Source organism: Paenibacillus apis (assembly GCF_018333295.1).
GTDB classification, from domain to species: Bacteria; Bacillota; Bacilli; order Paenibacillales; family Paenibacillaceae; genus Fontibacillus; species Fontibacillus antibioticophila.
In genome coordinates, this window is the sequence record NZ_BORS01000005.1 from 269,583 (window position 1) to 286,897 (window position 17,315).

Below are 17,315 nucleotides of genomic sequence, written 5' to 3' on the forward strand. Positions count from 1 at the left end.
ATCTTCTTGAAGAACATTCGGTTTATCCTCTCGTTCCTGGCCTTCGTTCTGGTCTTTGCCGGTGTAGTGGGCGGCTTCATGATCACTGTCGATCCGCTTCAGTTCTATCACAAGGCAGCCTATGAGCCGCTATATTCAAGAGAGCAGCGTTATCAGAATCCCGGACTGGCCAAGAACTACGAATACGACACCATCATTCTGGGCAGCTCCATGACGGAGAACTTCATTCCCTCCAAGGTAGAGGAAGCGCTTGGCGGAAAAGTGCTGAAATTGTCCATCGAGGGCTCTACCTCCATTGAGCAGCGGATGATTGCAGATCTTGCCTTTGGCACCGGCCAAGTCAAGACGGTGCTATGGGGATTTGACTATTTCACTGTGCGTGATAATAATGTCCGGGACGCCGAGAGCTTCCCGTTCTATCTGTATGATGACAATGTATTAAACGACTATAAGTATATTTTCAATGTATCCAATATCAAGCATGCTTTCGGCGCCCTTCTGCTGCCGAAGGACAAGCACCCCCAGTACCGGAATCTTGACCGGCTCAATAACTGGGATTCCTACGCCACCTACGGATCGAAGAAGGTGCTGGCCAAGTGGATAGAAGCCTGGAACTATGAGCAGACCTCCGGCGAGAGCGAGCCGGATTACGAACTGGCTAAGCAGCGCTTTGACGAAAATGTTCTCAGTCTGATCAAGGCGCACCCCGAGGTTGAATTCAAGATTTATTATCCGCCTTATTCGGTAATTCGCCAGCAGGTCTGGTATAGGCTCAACCCGCAGCGCTTCTATAATCAATTGGAAATAAAGAAGTATATGCTGGAGAAATTGGGGTCTATGGAAAATGTGACGCTCTTTGATTTTCAGAGTGATGAGAGTGTGACTTATAATTTGGAGAACTTCAAGGATCTGTCCCACCATACCGGTGCCATCAACCAATGGATCATCGAGCAAATCGCAGCTGGAAGCCACCAGCTTACGGCTGAAAATGTGGATGAGCTGGGCAGCAAGCTGGAGCACCAGGCAAAGACGCTTGTGATCAACGAGAATGGTCCGATATTCTCACTCACACTTACGGTAGAAGGCCAGGAGGCTTCCTTCGTTCAGATTCCTACAACCTCGAAGGATCAGGTGCGGGTTGCCGTCAAGGACTTCGCAGAAGGCACAGATACGGCATTCGCTTATGACAACGACACCAAGCAGGCAACGCTTCAGCGGGGCAGCAACACACTCATTCTGACCGCTGACAGTCCAATCGCTACCTTGAACGGCGAAGCAGTCAACCTCGATGCTCCTGCTGTTATCGTACAAGGCCGTCTTGCCGGTCCGTTAATGCAGATCGTGAAGCTGCTGGGCGGGAATATTGCAGTTACCGAAAGCGAAGACACCTATTTTGTCAATTATGATATCCAGTGGTAAATATACGGAAGAAGGTGTCCTGGTCATCTATGATGGCTTCAGGACACCTTCTATTTTTATTATATATTGTTGATTTGCACCGGCTTTCCTGTTCTGGCTGACTCCAAGGCCGCCCAGGTGACACGCTGTGTCTTCAGTGCATCGCCATAGTCGGAGCGAATCCCTGAGGTATCGCCTGTACGCAGCGCATGAATGAAGGCCTCGTTTTCCGCTCTGTAAGGATTGTCCTCAATTCGGAAGGTGCTCTTCTCCCCGGATAGGGACACTTCCAGAAGGTCCGGGCTCCAGGACAGGATTCCCTGATCCGTATAGAGGCTGAGCCCCACCTCTCCAACACCCGCAGGCAGAACACAGGTATTGGAGATATTCGCCACAGCTCCGCTCTTCAGCTTCAACGTAACCGTACCTACATCCGCTACACTGACTCCTTCATACTGCTCATGCACTACCCGGTTCGCATAAGAGGCGTAAACCTCTTCAACTTCTCCGGCAGTATATCTGAGCAAGTCCACAATGTGTGTTGTTTGCTCAATGAACTGACCGCCCGAGCCGCTTTGCTCTCTCCACCAGGCCACTTGCGGCATATCTCCCATCCAGCATCCAAGAACCATGCCGACCGTTTTTCCTTCAAGCAGCTCCTTCAGCTTTATCGTCTGTGCCTTATAACGGAAATGATACCCCACAGAGTGAATCAACGGCTTGGAGCTTGCCTGAAGTCTGGAATAAATATCGAGCGGGATGTCCAGTTCTGCCCCGAGCGGCTTCTCTACGAGGAAGGGAATGCCGCGATCAATCAACTCGGCTTCGATTGTCCCGTGCGCATGAGGAGGGATACACAGATATACCGCATCCAGCTTGGTGCCATCCAGCATATCCGCCAGATTATCATACCCTTTCGAGCCCTCGTATCTGGAAGCAAGGGATTCCGCTTTGGGCAGGCTTGTCCCGCATACAGCAGCCACCTTCACCCCATCCAATGCAGCTAATATATCCCCATGAACCTTGCTAAACCATCCTGTACCGACAATTCCAATCTGCAGCTCCATAAATTCATCTCCTTTGGTCATAATTAGCATACTAATACCTCTAGCCTATCCTCTCTTCCCAGGAATCTCAAGTCAGGAATTAACTGTAGTCTATAAAGTTACAGTTAGATTATATACTACCTTGTAATACGCTCATTGCTTCTCACCGAGCAGCAACCAGATGATGTTGGAGACTTATCTTCACATTATCCAGTTTTTTATTTGGAATAACCTTACATCCCTTGTAAAGTTGATCTCAAAAGATCATTAACTTGATCTCAATAAGGCTTTGTTTATACTTTACATAGACATTACAATGGAGGTAATAAATTTCGTGAAATCATATACAACCGGAGCCTGAGAACCGGTGTGATTTACGGCTAAGTGAAAGGTGGAGAACGTTCATGTCGATTACAGCGAGTACAACCCAAGAGCTTGAAGCAGCACAAGCATATGTGAATGAGGTTTATGAGGCAGTGAAGAAACGGAATCCCGGTGAAAGCGAATTTCATCAAGCGATAAAAGAGATCCTCGACTCTCTTGTTCCTGTGTTTGCTCAGAATCCGAAGTACAAGGAGCATGCGATTCTGGAACGCATCGTTGAGCCGGAAAGACTGATTACGTTCCGCGTGCCATGGGTCGACGACCAAGGTAAGGTTCAAGTCAACCGCGGCTTCCGGGTCCAGTTCAGCAGTGCTATCGGACCTTATAAGGGAGGACTTCGCTTCCATCCGTCCGTTAACGCCAGCATCATTAAATTTCTCGGGTTTGAGCAAATTTTCAAAAACTCCTTGACCGGTCTGCCTATCGGCGGCGGCAAGGGAGGTTCCGACTTCGATCCTAAGGGCAAATCCGATCTGGAGGTCATGAGATTCACTCAAAGCTTCATGACAGAGCTGTCCAAATATATCGGTCCGGACATCGACGTACCGGCCGGCGACATCGGTGTTGGCGCCCGTGAAATTGGCTATATGTTCGGACAATACAAGCGGATCCGCGGCGGCAACGAAGCCGGCGTATTGACCGGCAAAGGCCTGCTGTATGGCGGAAGCCTTGCCCGGACCGAAGCTACCGGTTACGGTCTTGTGTATTTTGCCAATGAAATGCTCGCTTCCAAGGGTGACAGCTTCGAAGGCAAACGGGTCGTTGTATCGGGCTCGGGAAATGTCTCCATCTATGCCATTGAGAAGGCTCAACAGCTTGGCGCGATCGTCATTGCCTGCAGTGACTCCAACGGTTATATCTATGACAAGAACGGCATTCAACTGGATACCGTGAAGCGCTTGAAAGAAGTGGAACGCAAACGGATCAAGGAATATGTAAATATCCATCCTACTGCGGAGTACTTTGAAGGGTGCGATCAAATCTGGAGTATCCCATGCGATATCGCACTTCCTTGCGCTACGCAAAATGAAATCAACGCTGAATCCGCACGCAAGCTGGTTGAAGGCGGCGTGAAATATGTTGCTGAGGGCGCAAACATGCCTTCGACGCTTGAGGCTATTGAGATTTATCTTCAAAACGACGTTTACTTCGGACCTGCCAAGGCTGCCAATGCAGGCGGCGTAGCTGTATCCGCGCTTGAAATGTCCCAGAACAGCGCACGTCTCGCCTGGAGCTTTGAAGAAGTGGACGAGAAGCTGAAGCAAATTATGAAGAACATTTATAACAACAGTGTTCAGGCTGCCGAGCAATACGGCCACCCGGGCAATCTCGTTGTCGGCTCCAATATCGCCGGTTTCTTGAAGGTTGCCGACATTATGGTCGCTCAAGGCGTTATCTAGAGTTGCATAGTTGACCAATTAATTATTCATGCGAGGGGCAACGTATGAAATGTTCTTTCGATCGCTGTTGTTCGCGGACTTCTCTGATTGGACGAAGCCAAAGAGGTGTAGAAATCCACTCACAAAGGCGAACGCTCTCCGCTTCTACAGAACACTTCATACTTATGCCCTTAACCATGCTCTGCTTTAGATCAACTTATGTTTAAAGTAAGGCAGCCCCTGCCGAAAGACCCGCATCAAGAAGCGGGTTTCGGCAGGGGCTGCTTTTTTATTGCTTATTCAATTAGTACGCAAGTGAATCCAAGGCTTTAATATGGCTCAGGTAGCGGATGTTGCTCGCTTCCTTCATGAGGCTGGCAGGCATGCCGCGCAGCTGGCTATTGCTTGCTCCGACCGTAGCTACTGCATCCTTGCGGCCCAGGCTGGCCAAGGTGCCTGAATTAACCGGATGGAACGTTTCCATATGTCCGCCTTTCAGAAGCGCTGACAGGTTATAGCCGATTAACTCGCCCATTTGCCAAGCAATCTGGGCTGTTGGAGGGTATGGCCGTCCGTCCGGGGCGAAGACAACTGCGCTGTCTCCGGCGACAAATACGTCGCTGTGCGAGGTAGACTGCAAATACTCATTGACCGTTGCCCGGCCGCGGTTCACCTCCAGACCGCATTCACTGATGAGCGGATTGCCCTGAACGCCGCCTGTCCAGACGAAGGTATTGGCCGCGATTTTCTGCCCATCCTTTAACTCGATCGTGTTCCCCTCCACATTGGTGACTGGCAAACCAGTCAGGAAGGTTACCCCGCGGCTTTCCAGGCTGGAGGTAGCCCGCTCGATCAGGTTGTCAGGAAGCACCGGCAGAATCTTAGGGCCAGCTTCAACCAGCAACAGACGGATTTCTGAAGGATTGATTCCGTACTTTTGCGTCATTTCCGGCAGCTTATCGGCAATTTCACCGACCAACTCAACACCTGTCAGACCGCCGCCGCCGATCAGAATCGTGCCATCGGCAGGATTTTTAGACTTGGCATATTCAGCAAGCTTGGCTTCCACATGCCGGTGAATACGCTCCGCATCCGCCGCAGATTTCAGCACCATGCTGTATTGTTCCAGTCCCGGAATTCCGAAATAGGCTGTCACACTGCCCAAGCCAACGACCAGCGCATCGTACGACAAAAGTGTACCGTCATTCAGCTTAACTTCCTTGTTCTCTACAGAAAATCTCTCCACCTTGGCCACTCTCAGGTCGATATCCTTCCCCTTAAACAGCTTCTCCAGCGGCAGAGCAACCGCACGCTCTTTCACACTGCCTGCTGCAAGCCGATGCAGCTCGGTAATAATCTGATGAGTGGGAAATTGGTTCACCACCGTGACCCTGGCTTCCTGCTTGCTCAAATATTTGCGAACGCTAAGCGCGCTCAATACACCGCCGTAACCGGCGCCAAGAATTAAAATATGCTTAGACATCTGGAAGACTCCTTTCTCGCAATCGATGTATTATTGTCCGCGCTTCTCGCCGGATACTTGAAGATAAGCCTGAACAAAACGGAACAGTCGCTGTGCTTCCGGATCCTTCAGCAGCTTGAGCAACCCGAACACGCCGATCGTCTCCTGACTGGCCTCTGCACGATCCTTTGCCTCGATAACATTAGCGGCAATAGCCTTCGCGGATTCCTTCACCGGCCCGCCGATCTCTGCTATCGCTCCGACCATATCGCTTTTAAAGGTCGCGTCATTAGCAAGTGTCTTGACGAAGTCATAAGACTGGGCCAAGGTGCTCATCATCTCCGTCAATTTCGGCAATTGCTCGATCAGCGTCGTAAGCGAGTTCTGGATTTCTGGTTTGAGCAGTTGCTCCAGGAGCGCCTGCGGTGTAGCCTGGGCTGCAGAATCTGCAGCGCTTACAGTGTCCAACGTCTCTTGAGCCGAGTTCACATCCGTAATCATCTCTGACATGTTCATTCTCCTTTTGTAAGTTAGTGAAATTTTGTACATTCCTAAACATGAACAACCCAGTTAACATTGTAGCACAATTAATATAAAAATAGTCACCAAACGTTTGGTTTGGTGACTATTTTCGTGATATTCATCATATTCAATATTTCCGCCCAAATGTTGTTTGTTGTCGGATTTAGCTTAAGCATCGTTCAGTCTACTGGCGTCCATTCTGCACCTATCTGCTGCAAGAAGTCAAAGAACAACCGCTCGGTTGGCGGAAGCTCCCGGTTGACCGGCACAATGACCCCGACATCCCTCTTCACCTGAGGTCCTGCAATCGGAACTGCGACAATGGAGGAGGGAATATGCTCACCTAAGGCGATCTCCGGCAGCAACGTGAGGCCTAACCCTGCGGAGACAAGACCCTTGATGGCATCAAGATCATCCCCCTCAAAGGTTACTCTCGGCTTGAACCCCACCTTTGCACAAGCCTCGACGACAAGGTCTCTAAGAATAAACCCTTCCGGAAAAAGTACAAACAGATCCTCTTTCAAGTCATTCAGAAGCACAGACTTGCTTTGGGCCAACTTGTGGCTCGCCGGCAGAAGCGCCACGAAATTCTCCTCGAACAGGATGGTGCTGCGGACCTGCTGTTCATTGGTCGGCACAGGCCCCATCACAGCCAAATTCAGTTCACCGCCAATAACCCATTCTACCAATTCCTTGTAGGAGCCATGCTGAAGATGGAAGTGAACCGCCGGATACCGCTCCCGAAACAGCGTAACCACGCGAGGAATAAGCTGGGAGGCAAGACTGCTCGGGAAACCGATTCGAACTATCCCGCGCTCAGGATCAAGATATTCGCTGATCTCCTGCTTTGAATGCTCAATCACGCTCATCAACTGCTCCATATGCTTCAGAAACAATCGACCAATCGGCGTCAGCTTGACCTTGCGTCCTTCGTGCACGAACAGATCCACTCCAAGCTCCGCTTCCAGCTTGAAAATTTGCCGGCTCACCGCTGACTGCGACACATGCAGTGCATAAGACGCCTCCGTCACATGCTCCAGCTTCGCAACCTCAATAAAATACTGGATTTGCCTCAGTTCCACGGTCCCACCTCCGAGTCCTTCTTCATTCAAACCCTGACAACCCGCGTCAAGTTCAAGATATTAAACCCCATTATAGCGGGTATAGGGGAAGAAGGGAAGCAGGCAAGCTGATGGGTGAAACGAAGCTAATGCGGAAGACCATTACAGAACTTCTGGACTTTATCCGCCAGCTTTGCTGGTAGATCTTAAAAAATCAGAACCCCTCAGGCTCACCCGCATAGCAGTGGTTTTCTGTTTCGCACGTTTCACGTGCTCAACGGGCTAAAGCTTCAATATAAAAAAGCTGTTGTGGGGACAGCTTTTTTATGTGTTATGTGTTATTGCATATTCACAGCGCTTTTTCTTCCATATTTCAGCAGCCTCTGGTCGTTTATCATTATTCAAATATTTCATTTGCTCGCGACCCATGAATATCCAAGGATGGGTTTCGTGAAGCTCTTGAAGCAGGATTTTAGTTGACCTTTCGTCACCCGTAATCGTCTTAAGCTCTTTATTTCTACGGTCGTAAAGCGGTTCTCCGGTCACCCCGTAATAACTCACCATATACTGAGAACGCACTCTCGAATAGCCTTCCTTTGTCTTCTCATTCACGTCGCCAACTCCGTCATAAAGCATAGCGCCTTTTTCAGTGTTTTTCGCATTTTGTGCAAGGAAGATTCCACCGGCCCAAAGTACGCGGTTCAAATTCACCACTGTTGTGCCCAAAGCGCCGCGTTCTATGACGAAATTTTCGGTGATGCTGTATGACTTGTCATCGTTGGCTACATTATATTGAACCATTTCTTCATCAAGCTTTTCATAAGTCATGTCTTGAATCATCAAATCCATGTAAAGCTCCTGCTCGATCAGCAATAAATCCGGCTTAATCTTCTTGCTTCTAATAAGTGCAGTTACTGCCACTAAAAGTCCCATAAAAATGAGCACTCCGCTGAGTATTTCAACCCCGATAATGACCATAGCTATACCTATGACTATCAATATTGCGCCAAAAATTATCATTGTATTATTCGTTTTATTTTCTTTTTTCCTATTTTCAAAAATACGCTGTGCTTCGCTTGTAATAAACCTGCTTCTACCCGATACATAGTCTTCAGCACTGCGGTTTATGTCATCTTTAGCATGGTTATTTTCGAGAGAAAGGCTTTGTGCTTCACAAGACTTTTTCCACCTGCTATAACTGATCCAGACAATAGCAATTGCGACGCACATTAAGATAAACCCTAAAAAGATGACGTAATATGTCATAAAAGGCTCGGAATCCAGACGATCAGCAACAAAAGCATAATCCAAGGCAACTATTCTGGTAAGCTGTTGCTCGTGCGGATATTTGTAGTCTTCAAGGTATGAGGATGCCGCTTGCTCTATTTGAGTTTTAGATAGGGCATCAACATTTACACCCTTAAGCTTCATTGCTTCTCTGAGCAATTCGTCAGATAATACCAAACCCTCCTCAGGGATCGGCATAACATCAAAAATGACAGATTCTATTGAAGATTTATTTCCAGCATGATGGAATGAGCCGGTAATTTCAATTGGTTCTGGCTTTTCTGAAATTTTTCCGCTGGTGTATTCCTCATAAGCCTTTGCAAATTCACCCAGCTTTTCTTTTGTAGGGATATTATACGCATCAATTTGAAAAAGTCTGTCACTATCTGGAAGTCTGAACAGGTAACTTAACGCCTCGGATTTGGTGGTAGTCTCTATACCATAGCGGTTGGTTGAAGTTGTATAGTTCACCTTCCTATCATATGGGCCATACAGATTGTCAATCTCTACAGAGGTGTAGGTTGCCATTAACTCTAAATTATTGTCTTCTGTGAACAGCCTCTTCTCAAGCTCTTGATACGGGGTTGGCCCGCTTAACAATGAAAGTGCTTGTGAACCCCCGCTTGCCAGACAAATGATTGCGATTACCGCAAAAGCTATGGTCATAATAACCGTTTGTTTTAACCTAGGTATCATAGAATTCTCTCTTTCATCGAAATTAAATTCATCGGTTAAAAGCTTTCACCATAAATCGTTCCGATCAGCCAAATAAATAAGAACATATAATTCCAAACACTAATGGCGGGTAGTATTTCAAGGAGCACTCGCCGGTAAGATTTCTGCTTTCTCCTATTGTTGTTCGCAGGCGCTTTATAAGGTCGAACCATATCCAAAATATGCAGGTCAGTTCGATTTAGCTTGTTGATTGTAATAATACCCCATAAAACCCAAGCGGTCTCCAGGCCAAGAAACAATAGTGGGACAAGCGGTGACACATTAAAGAAATCAGACATTAAATGGTCTATGTCTGTTATGTCATCGTGTGTAAAGAGGTATATTAACAGCGGAACTCCGACTAAAATCATCGGGGCAACCGTCGCTGCCCCACTTAAAAATAGCTTTTTTAACGTATTTTCCCACAATTTATATGTTTGCTCGACTGCATCGTCATCGTTGTTACAGATTTGTGTTTCTTTAATATTCATTCAGTTCTCCTGATTGTATTGCATCGAACATATTATTTGTCAGTCTAAATAATTGCAGGTAAATCCTTCAATCTTTCCGTCTTTTACAGATACCAGAATTCTGTATTTATCTTCATTTTGGAGCTCAAAATTATCGCCAGACGGTTTTATCCCTGGAAACTTTTCTTCTACATTTTCGACTGTTACTTCCGAAGCAGGAACGCCTTCAATCAGTACATTAAATCCTTCAATATCAGCAACATCGACAGAAATGCTTTCGATATCAGCGACAGTGGCTGACTTTACGCCTGTGTAGCCTGTAAGTGTTAGATGGGCAATCAACACATCGTTTTTAAAAAGATAGTTTCCATAATACGAGGTGTTTGCGGCAAGCCTCATAGAAGAATCGAGCTCAAAGTATTGGGCTTCATCGCCATCCCCCTCTCTTACAGCAACCTGAAAGCCGCTATTTGTCAGGTCTTTTACAGTTGACTTTCTTGGAGAAATTTCAACTCCGTCAATAGTTACTACATAAGCACCTTTTTTCTTTGATAGATCCGGTTTGCTTGCACAGCCGCTGAATACTGACGCAAAAATTACCATAGCCATGATTAAAAATACCAGATGAAATCGACGATTTCCTGTGTTTCCCTTTTTCATTAATTTTCTCCTTCTCTCCACTTTTTTTATTATTCTGACAAATAACTCGCACGGAGCATAGTAAATAGATCACTCAGGTCAATGTGGACGGAATAAGAAGAAACCCCCATCTACCATTGCGCCATTGTCCATACGGAGATTTTATTGCTCACAATACCCCACCGGGTATGAGAACCGAGCCGTTTTGTGGAAGGCTGTTGTGAGAAGCGAGAAAGCGAAAAGACACGGCTCGCCAGAGAAATTGAAATTGCCCTGCCGGTTGAATTATCGGCAGGGCTGGGCGAACAGAATGAATAATCTCGTTTTTCGAAAAATATTATTTCATCTCTGATAAATGAGGTTCTTATATCACAGGTTGATCCAGCTCATATAAATTGCGGTATCTCGACTCACGCGCCATCAGTTCGGCATGTGTTCCCCGCATCAGAATTCTCCCATGCTCCATGAAGATAACCTCATCCATCTGCTCGGCAAAGGCCAGATGGTGCGTGACCCAGACGAGCGTCTTGCCTGCGGTCGCATCGAAGATCGTCGACAGCAGCTCACGCTCGGTTCTCGGGTCGAGCCCGACGGTCGGCTCGTCCAGCACCAGCACCGGCGTATTCTGCAGCAGAACGCGCGCCAGGGCGACGCGCTGCCGCTCTCCGCCGGAGAAGCGCTGCCCGGTCTCCCGCATCGGCGTATCCAGCCCCTGCGGGAGACCCGCGATCAGCTCCGCAAGCTGTGCCTGCTCCGCTGCGCGCGCAATCTCCGTCATCTCCGCATCGTTCCGTCCCAGCCGAATATTGTTCGCCACCGTCGTGTCGAACAAATGCGGGGACTGGTTCAGCACGGAGATGACCCGGGGCATTCCGGCGTCGCCATAGGCCGCAGCCGGAATGCCATTGATGGTGACCTTGCCCCCGGAGGGGGTTAAGGCACCCTGGATCAGCTTCAGCAGCGTCGACTTGCCAGCTCCGCTGCGCCCGATGATCATCACCCGTTTGCCTTGGGGGATGTCCAGGGATACGCCGTCGACGGAATAGGCCCCGTCTCCTTCCAGGCCCATGCCCGCATCGTAGGCGAAGCGCACCTCCGCCAATCTCAGATGGGCGCTTTGCGAAGCGCTCCGAATCTCCTCCTCGCTAATCCCGGCAGAAATGGAGGAAGCTGCTTCTTCGGCGGCTGCTCCATTCGGGCTTGTGCCGGAGATCCGTTCCAATCGCGCCAGCGATACCTGATATTCCGGCAGCCGCTGCACAGCCTCCGATACGGGCAGAAAGGCATCGGACAACGGAAAGACGACGAGCACAAAGGCCGCGATCATCACTCGATCCAATTCACCGGCGGCGACCTCTCCGCCTGTCCAATAAATCATGGAGATGACCGCAAGCGCAATGACCATTTGACCGATCAGGGCACGGGCGCGGCTCCATGCCTTAAGCTTCCGCTCCTTACGGGTAACCGCTGCCTCATCCTGCTCGTATTCGCTCAGAAAGTCGGCAGGACGGCCGCTAATCACCCAATCGCCAATCCCCATCACGGCATCGGTAAGCTTGCTGTACAGGCCGTTGCGCTCCTCCTTCACTGCCTTATCCAGACTCCGGGTGAGCTTAAGTGAAATATAGGGCAGGACCGCCACAAGAATAAAGATATAGGCGGCCATCAGCAGCGCAAACGGAAGATCAAACAATCCGAGCAAGATAATCGCGGCCGCATAAAGCACAATGGCGACCAGGCTTGGGAATACCGTGCGGATATAGACGTTCTGCAATTGCTCAATATCATCTGCCAACGCGCCCAGAATATCTCCGGTCCGGTATCGGGAGCGGATGAGCAATGCCTGCGGCTCCAGCATCCGGTACAGACGGACCCTCATCTTGGATAAAATGCGGAGAACGGTATCGTGTCCGACCAGCCGTTCCACATAATGAATAACCGAACGGCCAATCCCGAAGGTGCGGACTCCTACAATCGGAACATAGACGAGCAAAATATTATAAGGCATGGTTGCCGACTTGGAAATCAGGAACCCGGAGGTAAACATCAGCATGGATGCTGCCAGCAGGGTAAGCACGCCAAGAATGAGATACAGCGCGAAGCGGCCGGTATAAATTTTAAAATAAGGTGCGATCCACGGATCCCGTCTCATCGGCTGTCCTCCTTCTGCCAGCTGGCCAATGCATAATATGCTCCACGGGCCGCAATCAATTCTTCATGCGTCCCCATTTCAACGATCCGCCCTTGATCCATGACCACGATCACATCCATGTTCTGCATCCAATGAAGCCGGTGGGTCGCCATGATGACCAGCTTGTCCTCAAACAGCGGCAGCATCGTCTCCTTCAGCTCATATTCTGTCTCGATATCAAGATGGGCGGTAGGTTCGTCGAGTACAATGATCGACCGGTCGCTTAGCAGCGCCCGGGCCAACGCGACCCGCTGCTCCTGCCCGCCGCTGAGCGGGCGTCCACCGCCGCCGATCATTTCATCCAGCCCGTTCGGCAGTCCGGAGACAAGCCCTCCCAACCCAGCTGCCTCTGCAGCGCTGCGTACGTCATCCAGGGAGGCAGACGGCTTATTGAAGCGGATATTATCCGCAAGCGACCCGCTGAATATATACGGCTTCTGCGGGATATAGGTGATTTGCTCCCGCCAAGACGCAGCGGAAAGATCGCCTAGCGAGCTTCCATTCAACTCGATACTGCCGGATGTCGGACGCAGGAATCCGCCAAGCACATCGGCCAGCGTGGATTTACCCGCCCCACTTTCGCCAATAATGCCGACCTTGGTTAATCCTTTCAGCGTCAAGTCTACCGCATCCAGTGAAGCCCGGCCTTCCTGTTCATACTGAACACCCACACCCCGCAGCTGCAAGGCACTCTTTTCTGTCCATGTCCAAGAGACGTTCGCTGGAATCGGAGCTGCCTTTGCAGCCTCTTCCTCTGCTGCGGAGATGATCTTCTCCATGGATTCTCCGGCTTCCTTCCCATCCAGTGTGGCATGATAGTCTGCACCAACCATACGTACCGGCAAGAAAAATTCTGGGGCCAGGATCAGTACGGTCAAGGCCGGGAGCAATTCAATGTCTCCCTTGATCAGAGGCAGTCCAAGACTGACGGCCACCGAGGCCACCGACAGCATGGTGAAGAAGTCCAGTGCGAAGGAAGACAGGAACGCTACTCTCAATGTCTTCATTGTTGCCGACCGGTAAGAATCACTGACCTTCTCGATGGACAAAATATGCTGCTTGCTCCGGCCGAGAAACTTCAAGGTCTCCAGACCGCGCAGGGAATCTACAAAATGATTAGAGAGCTGCTTGTAGGTTTTTAATTGTCGCAGCGTATGGCGCTGCGCGGTCATTCCAATCAGAATCATAAAGACAATGATGATCGGAAACGTCAGCAAGAGAATGACCGCGGAATTCTTGTTCAGCATGAACACATAGATCCACACCAGGGCCGGCGTGATGCCGGTCGCCAGCATCCGGGGCAGGAACAGCTCCAGATAAGTACGGAACTTCGTGACGCCCTCCAGAACAAGCGTAACCAGATTGCCCGTCCCTTCTTTACCCGCATAGCGCGGGCCTAATTCGAACAGCCGGGACAGCATCTGCTTCCGAAGAGACAGGCCCGTGCGCTCTGCGAACCGAGCCGCTGTTCTCTGCATGAGCAGACCGCTGCATTGGCGCAGCCCAAAAGCAAGCAGGAACAGACCGACTCCGCCGGCCTGTTCCTGCAGCTTGCCGCCGGCAAACAGGGCGGAGATCACCTCCGCCAGCCATTTTGCCTGCATAAGTATGGCTATCGTCTGAATCAAGGTCAGTCCGGCCAGAATTCCCATCACCGGGATGATCCCCTTGTATTTCATTAATCCACGACCCATTAGTACTCCAAATGCTCCTTTTCGTGAACCCGTTTATGGAAGACAAAGTAACTCCAAATCTGGTAGCCCAAAACGAACGGCAGCAAGGTCAGTGCCACAATGGTCATCACCTTCAGGGAATAGCTCCCGGATGCCGCATTATGAATTGTCAGCGAGAAGGCTTCATTAATGGAGCTCACCATAACCCGCGGGAACAGTCCCACGAAGACGCCGGAGATCGCCAAGGCGATTAATCCGCCGGTCATGCCGAACGCCCAGCCATCGCGCTTCACTTGCATGAATCTGCCTGCAAGCAGGAAGCATATAACCCCTATTACCGCCATGATGCCAAGAATCAAACCGCGTACTTTGAAAATATCCGTCTGGAAGTAAGTCATTACCGCGAACAGGACAAACAATGCCGCAAGTGGAATCAGGAGCTTATGCGCAAGCTTCCGCGCCCGTTCCTGCAGACTGCCTGTAGTGCGCAGTGTAGCGAACAGCAAGCCGTGTACGAGGCAGAGCACAACCACTGTAATCCCGCCAACCAAGGTGTACAGATTAACCATATCGAACAGGCCGGCCTTCAATTCCATCTCGCCGTCAATCGGAAGTCCCTTGAGCAGACCGGAGAAGACGACACCGAGCAGGAAGGGAGGAATAATGCTGCCGATGAAAATAGCAATGTCCCATGTGCCCTTCCATTTTTGATGCAATACCTTGCCGCGGAATTCAAAGGCAACCCCGCGTCCGATCAGCACAAGCAGCAATACGACCAACGGAGTATAGTAGCCGCTGAACATCGTGGCGTACCAGTTCGGGAACGCCGCGAACATCGCGCCGCCTGCCGTCAGCAGCCACACCTCATTCGCATCCCAGAAAGGTCCGATGGAATTGATCAGGACACGCTTTTCCGTATCATTTTTTGCCAGAAACTTCGTACTCATGCCAATCCCGAAATCGAACCCTTCCAGAAAGAAAAATCCGATAAACAATACGGCTACCAGTACAAACCAGAGCTCATTAAGAGATAGCATGGTATCCCTCCTTCGCATATGGATCGCTGCCATGGTCATCATGATCTACGTCAACGGCATTCGGCCCCTTTTTGATAACCTTCAGGAACAGGAACACCATGACGATGCCCAGAGCCGTGTAAATGGTAGAAAATGAAATCAGCGAGAACAAGATCTGTCCGGGGGTAACGCTAGGCGAAATACTGTCCTTCGTCTGCATCAAGCCGAATACCGTCCATGGTTGACGCCCGATTTCAGTCATAATCCAGCCTGCCGTATTGGCGATAAACGGAAGCGATATGCTCCACAGCATCGCACGGTAGAACCAGGTGTTCGAACGATCCAGCTTCTTCCGCCATGCCAGATAGCAGCCGTACAGGGTAAGCAGGATCATCAGACTTCCCGCGGCAACCATGATCCGGAAGCTCCAGAACGTCGTTTTGACCGGAGGAATATAATCACCGGGACCGTAGGTCTGCTCATATTCCTTCTGAAGCTCAAGCATCCCTTTGATTTCGCCATTGAATTTACTATAGGACAAGAAGCTCAGCAGATAAGGGACCTTTATTTCAAAGCTATTACTCTGATCCTCCGTATCAATATGGGCATAAACCGTCCAAGGAGCAGGGTCGCCGCTCTCACCCCACAAGCCTTCGGAGGCAGCCATCTTCATCGGCTGTGTCTCAACCAGATACTGCGCCTGACTATGGCCGGCCAGTGCCGTACCTAAAGAGGACACGAGGCCCATAATTACCGCAATAATGAACGATTTTTTAAAGAACTCCACGTCTTGCTTGCGAAGCATCTTGTAGGCGCTGATCCCCGTGATCATAAAGGCCCCGGTCGCAAATGCGGCGAATATCGTATGGGGAAATTCCACCAAAAGCTGTCCATTTGTGATCAAGGCGAAGAAGTCATTCATTTCCGCCCGCCCGTTATTAATCGTAAAGCCCACCGGACGCTGCATGAACGAGTTAGCAGCCAGGATCCAGAACGCCGACATCGTCGTTCCAAGAGCTACCAGCCAAATGCACAGCAAGTGTACTTTCTTCGATAAGCGGTCCCATCCAAAAATCCACAGGCCGATAAAGGTAGATTCCATAAAGAAGGCAAACAGGGCCTCTATTGCGAGCGGCGCACCGAACACATCACCCACAAACCGCGAATAATCCGACCAGTTCATCCCGAACTGGAACTCCTGGATAATTCCTGTGACAACCCCTACGGCAAAGTTGATCAAAAACAGCTTGCCCCAGAATTTGGTCATCTTCTTGTATTCTTCTTTACCCTTTACCACATACAGCGTCTCCATAATTGCGATCAACACAACGAGACCGATACTCAGCGGGACAAAAAAGTAGTGGAAAATCGTTGTCGCTGCAAATTGAAGCCGCGCCAGAATCAACGGATCCATCATTTACTCCCTCTTTCTTCTCTCGATATTAATTCTTAACTAATGTGAATTCTATCACGGCAAAATGAAAATGAACGGCTTAAAAGTAATAATTTTGTGACAAGAATCACATGATAAATGTCACATTCGTGAACATCTGAGAGAATTCCTTGATCTGCCGCGGTTTTCTCACTGCGCGCCATCTTTGAAAGATTTGTGACCATAAGTAGATGTTCAAAAAGCCGGCTTTACAGACCTTTCCTCAAAGACGACTTTTTGAACAATTCCATAAATTCACTTCCTGCCTTGCCGTTCATCCGCCATGTGCCGAAGAGTCAGCCAGGGATGTCTCCACAGCATCCGCATACCGGCAAAGCGCATCACCTCGCGAATGCGCTGCTGATAATCAGGAGCATAACAATGTACTTCACAATTTCGGCAGGAGGACTTGTCCTCCCCAAACCGGCAGTACGTCAGGCGGTTCAAGGCATAATCGGCCAGCTTCCGGCATTCTGGGCATAGCTCGTTGTCCATGCCCGCTGACGGATGCTTGATTTTGCAATACATGGATATCATGTGCCTCACGGTCGTCTTCTCCCGCCGGATTCTGGGACCATCGATTCGTTCGTTCCGTCCGCTGGACCGGCCAGACGCCCGCTGTTCTGTCATATTCATGTTTG

General features: G+C 49.7%; 14 protein-coding genes. 2 read left to right on the forward strand and 12 right to left on the reverse strand.

Annotated features, from left to right (window positions below; all coding sequences use genetic code 11):
- Positions 1 to 6 precede the first annotated feature (6 nt).
- Positions 7 to 1,419 carry a copper amine oxidase N-terminal domain-containing protein gene (locus KI362_RS09595; RefSeq protein ID WP_301626765.1) on the forward strand — a complete coding sequence of 471 codons (1,413 nt, stop codon included), beginning with the start codon at positions 7 to 9 and terminating at the stop codon, positions 1,417 to 1,419.
- Between the two features lie 59 nt (positions 1,420 to 1,478).
- Here KI362_RS09595 and KI362_RS09600 read toward each other — a convergent pair whose 3' ends face one another.
- Positions 1,479 to 2,465, reverse strand: a complete 987-nt coding sequence (locus KI362_RS09600) for a Gfo/Idh/MocA family protein (RefSeq protein WP_301626833.1) — start codon at positions 2,463 to 2,465, stop codon at positions 1,479 to 1,481.
- A gap of 383 nt (positions 2,466 to 2,848) precedes the next feature.
- On the opposite strand from KI362_RS09600, the gene gdhA reads away from it, so the two are divergent.
- Positions 2,849 to 4,228, forward strand: a complete 1,380-nt coding sequence (gene gdhA, locus KI362_RS09605) for an NADP-specific glutamate dehydrogenase (RefSeq protein ID WP_301626767.1) — start codon at positions 2,849 to 2,851, stop codon at positions 4,226 to 4,228.
- A gap of 283 nt (positions 4,229 to 4,511) precedes the next feature.
- On the opposite strand, the gene KI362_RS09610 is transcribed toward gdhA, so the two are convergent.
- The 11 genes from KI362_RS09610 to KI362_RS09660 all read right to left on the reverse strand — a co-directional run bounded on the left by KI362_RS09610 (position 4,512) and on the right by KI362_RS09660 (position 17,310).
- Positions 4,512 to 5,690: an NAD(P)/FAD-dependent oxidoreductase gene (locus KI362_RS09610; protein ID WP_301626769.1), complete on the reverse strand. Its 1,179-nt coding sequence runs from the start codon at positions 5,688 to 5,690 to the stop codon at positions 4,512 to 4,514.
- Between the two features lie 30 nt (positions 5,691 to 5,720).
- The gene (locus KI362_RS09615) at positions 5,721 to 6,179 is read right to left on the reverse strand and encodes a DUF1641 domain-containing protein (RefSeq protein ID WP_301626771.1); all 459 of its coding nucleotides are present in this window, start codon (positions 6,177 to 6,179) and stop codon (positions 5,721 to 5,723) included.
- A 191-nt stretch (positions 6,180 to 6,370) separates the two neighbouring features.
- The gene (locus tag KI362_RS09620) at positions 6,371 to 7,273 is read right to left on the reverse strand and encodes a LysR family transcriptional regulator (RefSeq protein WP_301626773.1); all 903 of its coding nucleotides are present in this window, start codon (positions 7,271 to 7,273) and stop codon (positions 6,371 to 6,373) included.
- A gap of 303 nt (positions 7,274 to 7,576) precedes the next feature.
- Positions 7,577 to 9,235 (reverse strand): hypothetical protein, encoded by a 1,659-nt coding sequence (locus tag KI362_RS09625; RefSeq protein WP_301626775.1) that lies wholly within the window; start codon positions 9,233 to 9,235, stop codon positions 7,577 to 7,579.
- Between the two features lie 35 nt (positions 9,236 to 9,270).
- Entirely contained in the window at positions 9,271 to 9,744 is a 474-nt protein-coding gene (locus tag KI362_RS09630; protein ID WP_301626777.1) for a hypothetical protein, read from the reverse strand.
- Between the two features lie 39 nt (positions 9,745 to 9,783).
- Positions 9,784 to 10,383, reverse strand: a complete 600-nt coding sequence (locus KI362_RS09635; protein ID WP_301626779.1) for a hypothetical protein — start codon at positions 10,381 to 10,383, stop codon at positions 9,784 to 9,786.
- 343 nt (positions 10,384 to 10,726) lie between these two features.
- Positions 10,727 to 12,514 (reverse strand): thiol reductant ABC exporter subunit CydC, encoded by a 1,788-nt coding sequence (gene cydC, locus KI362_RS09640; protein ID WP_301626781.1) that lies wholly within the window; start codon positions 12,512 to 12,514, stop codon positions 10,727 to 10,729.
- Positions 12,511 to 14,247 (reverse strand): thiol reductant ABC exporter subunit CydD, encoded by a 1,737-nt coding sequence (gene cydD, locus KI362_RS09645; RefSeq protein WP_301626783.1) that lies wholly within the window; start codon positions 14,245 to 14,247, stop codon positions 12,511 to 12,513. Before cydD ends, cydC begins: the two co-directional genes overlap by 4 nt.
- The gene (gene cydB / locus KI362_RS09650; RefSeq protein WP_301626785.1) at positions 14,247 to 15,263 is read right to left on the reverse strand and encodes a cytochrome d ubiquinol oxidase subunit II; all 1,017 of its coding nucleotides are present in this window, start codon (positions 15,261 to 15,263) and stop codon (positions 14,247 to 14,249) included. The genes cydD and cydB overlap by 1 nt, the downstream gene beginning before the upstream one ends.
- A complete protein-coding gene (locus tag KI362_RS09655) occupies positions 15,250 to 16,656 on the reverse strand; it encodes a cytochrome ubiquinol oxidase subunit I (protein WP_301626835.1) in 1,407 nt (468 codons plus the stop codon). Before KI362_RS09655 ends, cydB begins: the two co-directional genes overlap by 14 nt.
- A gap of 273 nt (positions 16,657 to 16,929) precedes the next feature.
- Positions 16,930 to 17,310 (reverse strand): nitrous oxide-stimulated promoter family protein, encoded by a 381-nt coding sequence (locus KI362_RS09660; protein ID WP_301626787.1) that lies wholly within the window; start codon positions 17,308 to 17,310, stop codon positions 16,930 to 16,932.
- Positions 17,311 to 17,315 lie beyond the last annotated feature (5 nt).

Bases quoted from the DNA above. Each gene is read 5' to 3' on its own strand.
- KI362_RS09600 (WP_301626833.1), bottom strand. From the start codon at position 2,465: ATGGAGCTGCAGATTGGAATTGTCGGTACAGGATGGTTTAGCAAGGTT.
- gdhA (WP_301626767.1), top strand. From the start codon at position 2,849: ATGTCGATTACAGCGAGTACAACCCAAGAGCTTGAAGCAGCACAAGCA.
- KI362_RS09610 (WP_301626769.1), bottom strand. From the start codon at position 5,690: ATGTCTAAGCATATTTTAATTCTTGGCGCCGGTTACGGCGGTGTATTG.
- KI362_RS09615 (WP_301626771.1), bottom strand. From the start codon at position 6,179: ATGTCAGAGATGATTACGGATGTGAACTCGGCTCAAGAGACGTTGGAC.
- KI362_RS09625 (WP_301626775.1), bottom strand. From the start codon at position 9,235: ATGATACCTAGGTTAAAACAAACGGTTATTATGACCATAGCTTTTGCG.
- KI362_RS09630 (WP_301626777.1), bottom strand. From the start codon at position 9,744: ATGAATATTAAAGAAACACAAATCTGTAACAACGATGACGATGCAGTC.
- KI362_RS09635 (WP_301626779.1), bottom strand. From the start codon at position 10,383: ATGAAAAAGGGAAACACAGGAAATCGTCGATTTCATCTGGTATTTTTA.
- cydC (WP_301626781.1), bottom strand. From the start codon at position 12,514: ATGAGACGGGATCCGTGGATCGCACCTTATTTTAAAATTTATACCGGC.
- cydD (WP_301626783.1), bottom strand. From the start codon at position 14,247: ATGGGTCGTGGATTAATGAAATACAAGGGGATCATCCCGGTGATGGGA.
- cydB (WP_301626785.1), bottom strand. From the start codon at position 15,263: ATGCTATCTCTTAATGAGCTCTGGTTTGTACTGGTAGCCGTATTGTTT.
- KI362_RS09655 (WP_301626835.1), bottom strand. From the start codon at position 16,656: ATGGATCCGTTGATTCTGGCGCGGCTTCAATTTGCAGCGACAACGATT.
- KI362_RS09660 (WP_301626787.1), bottom strand. From the start codon at position 17,310: ATGAATATGACAGAACAGCGGGCGTCTGGCCGGTCCAGCGGACGGAAC.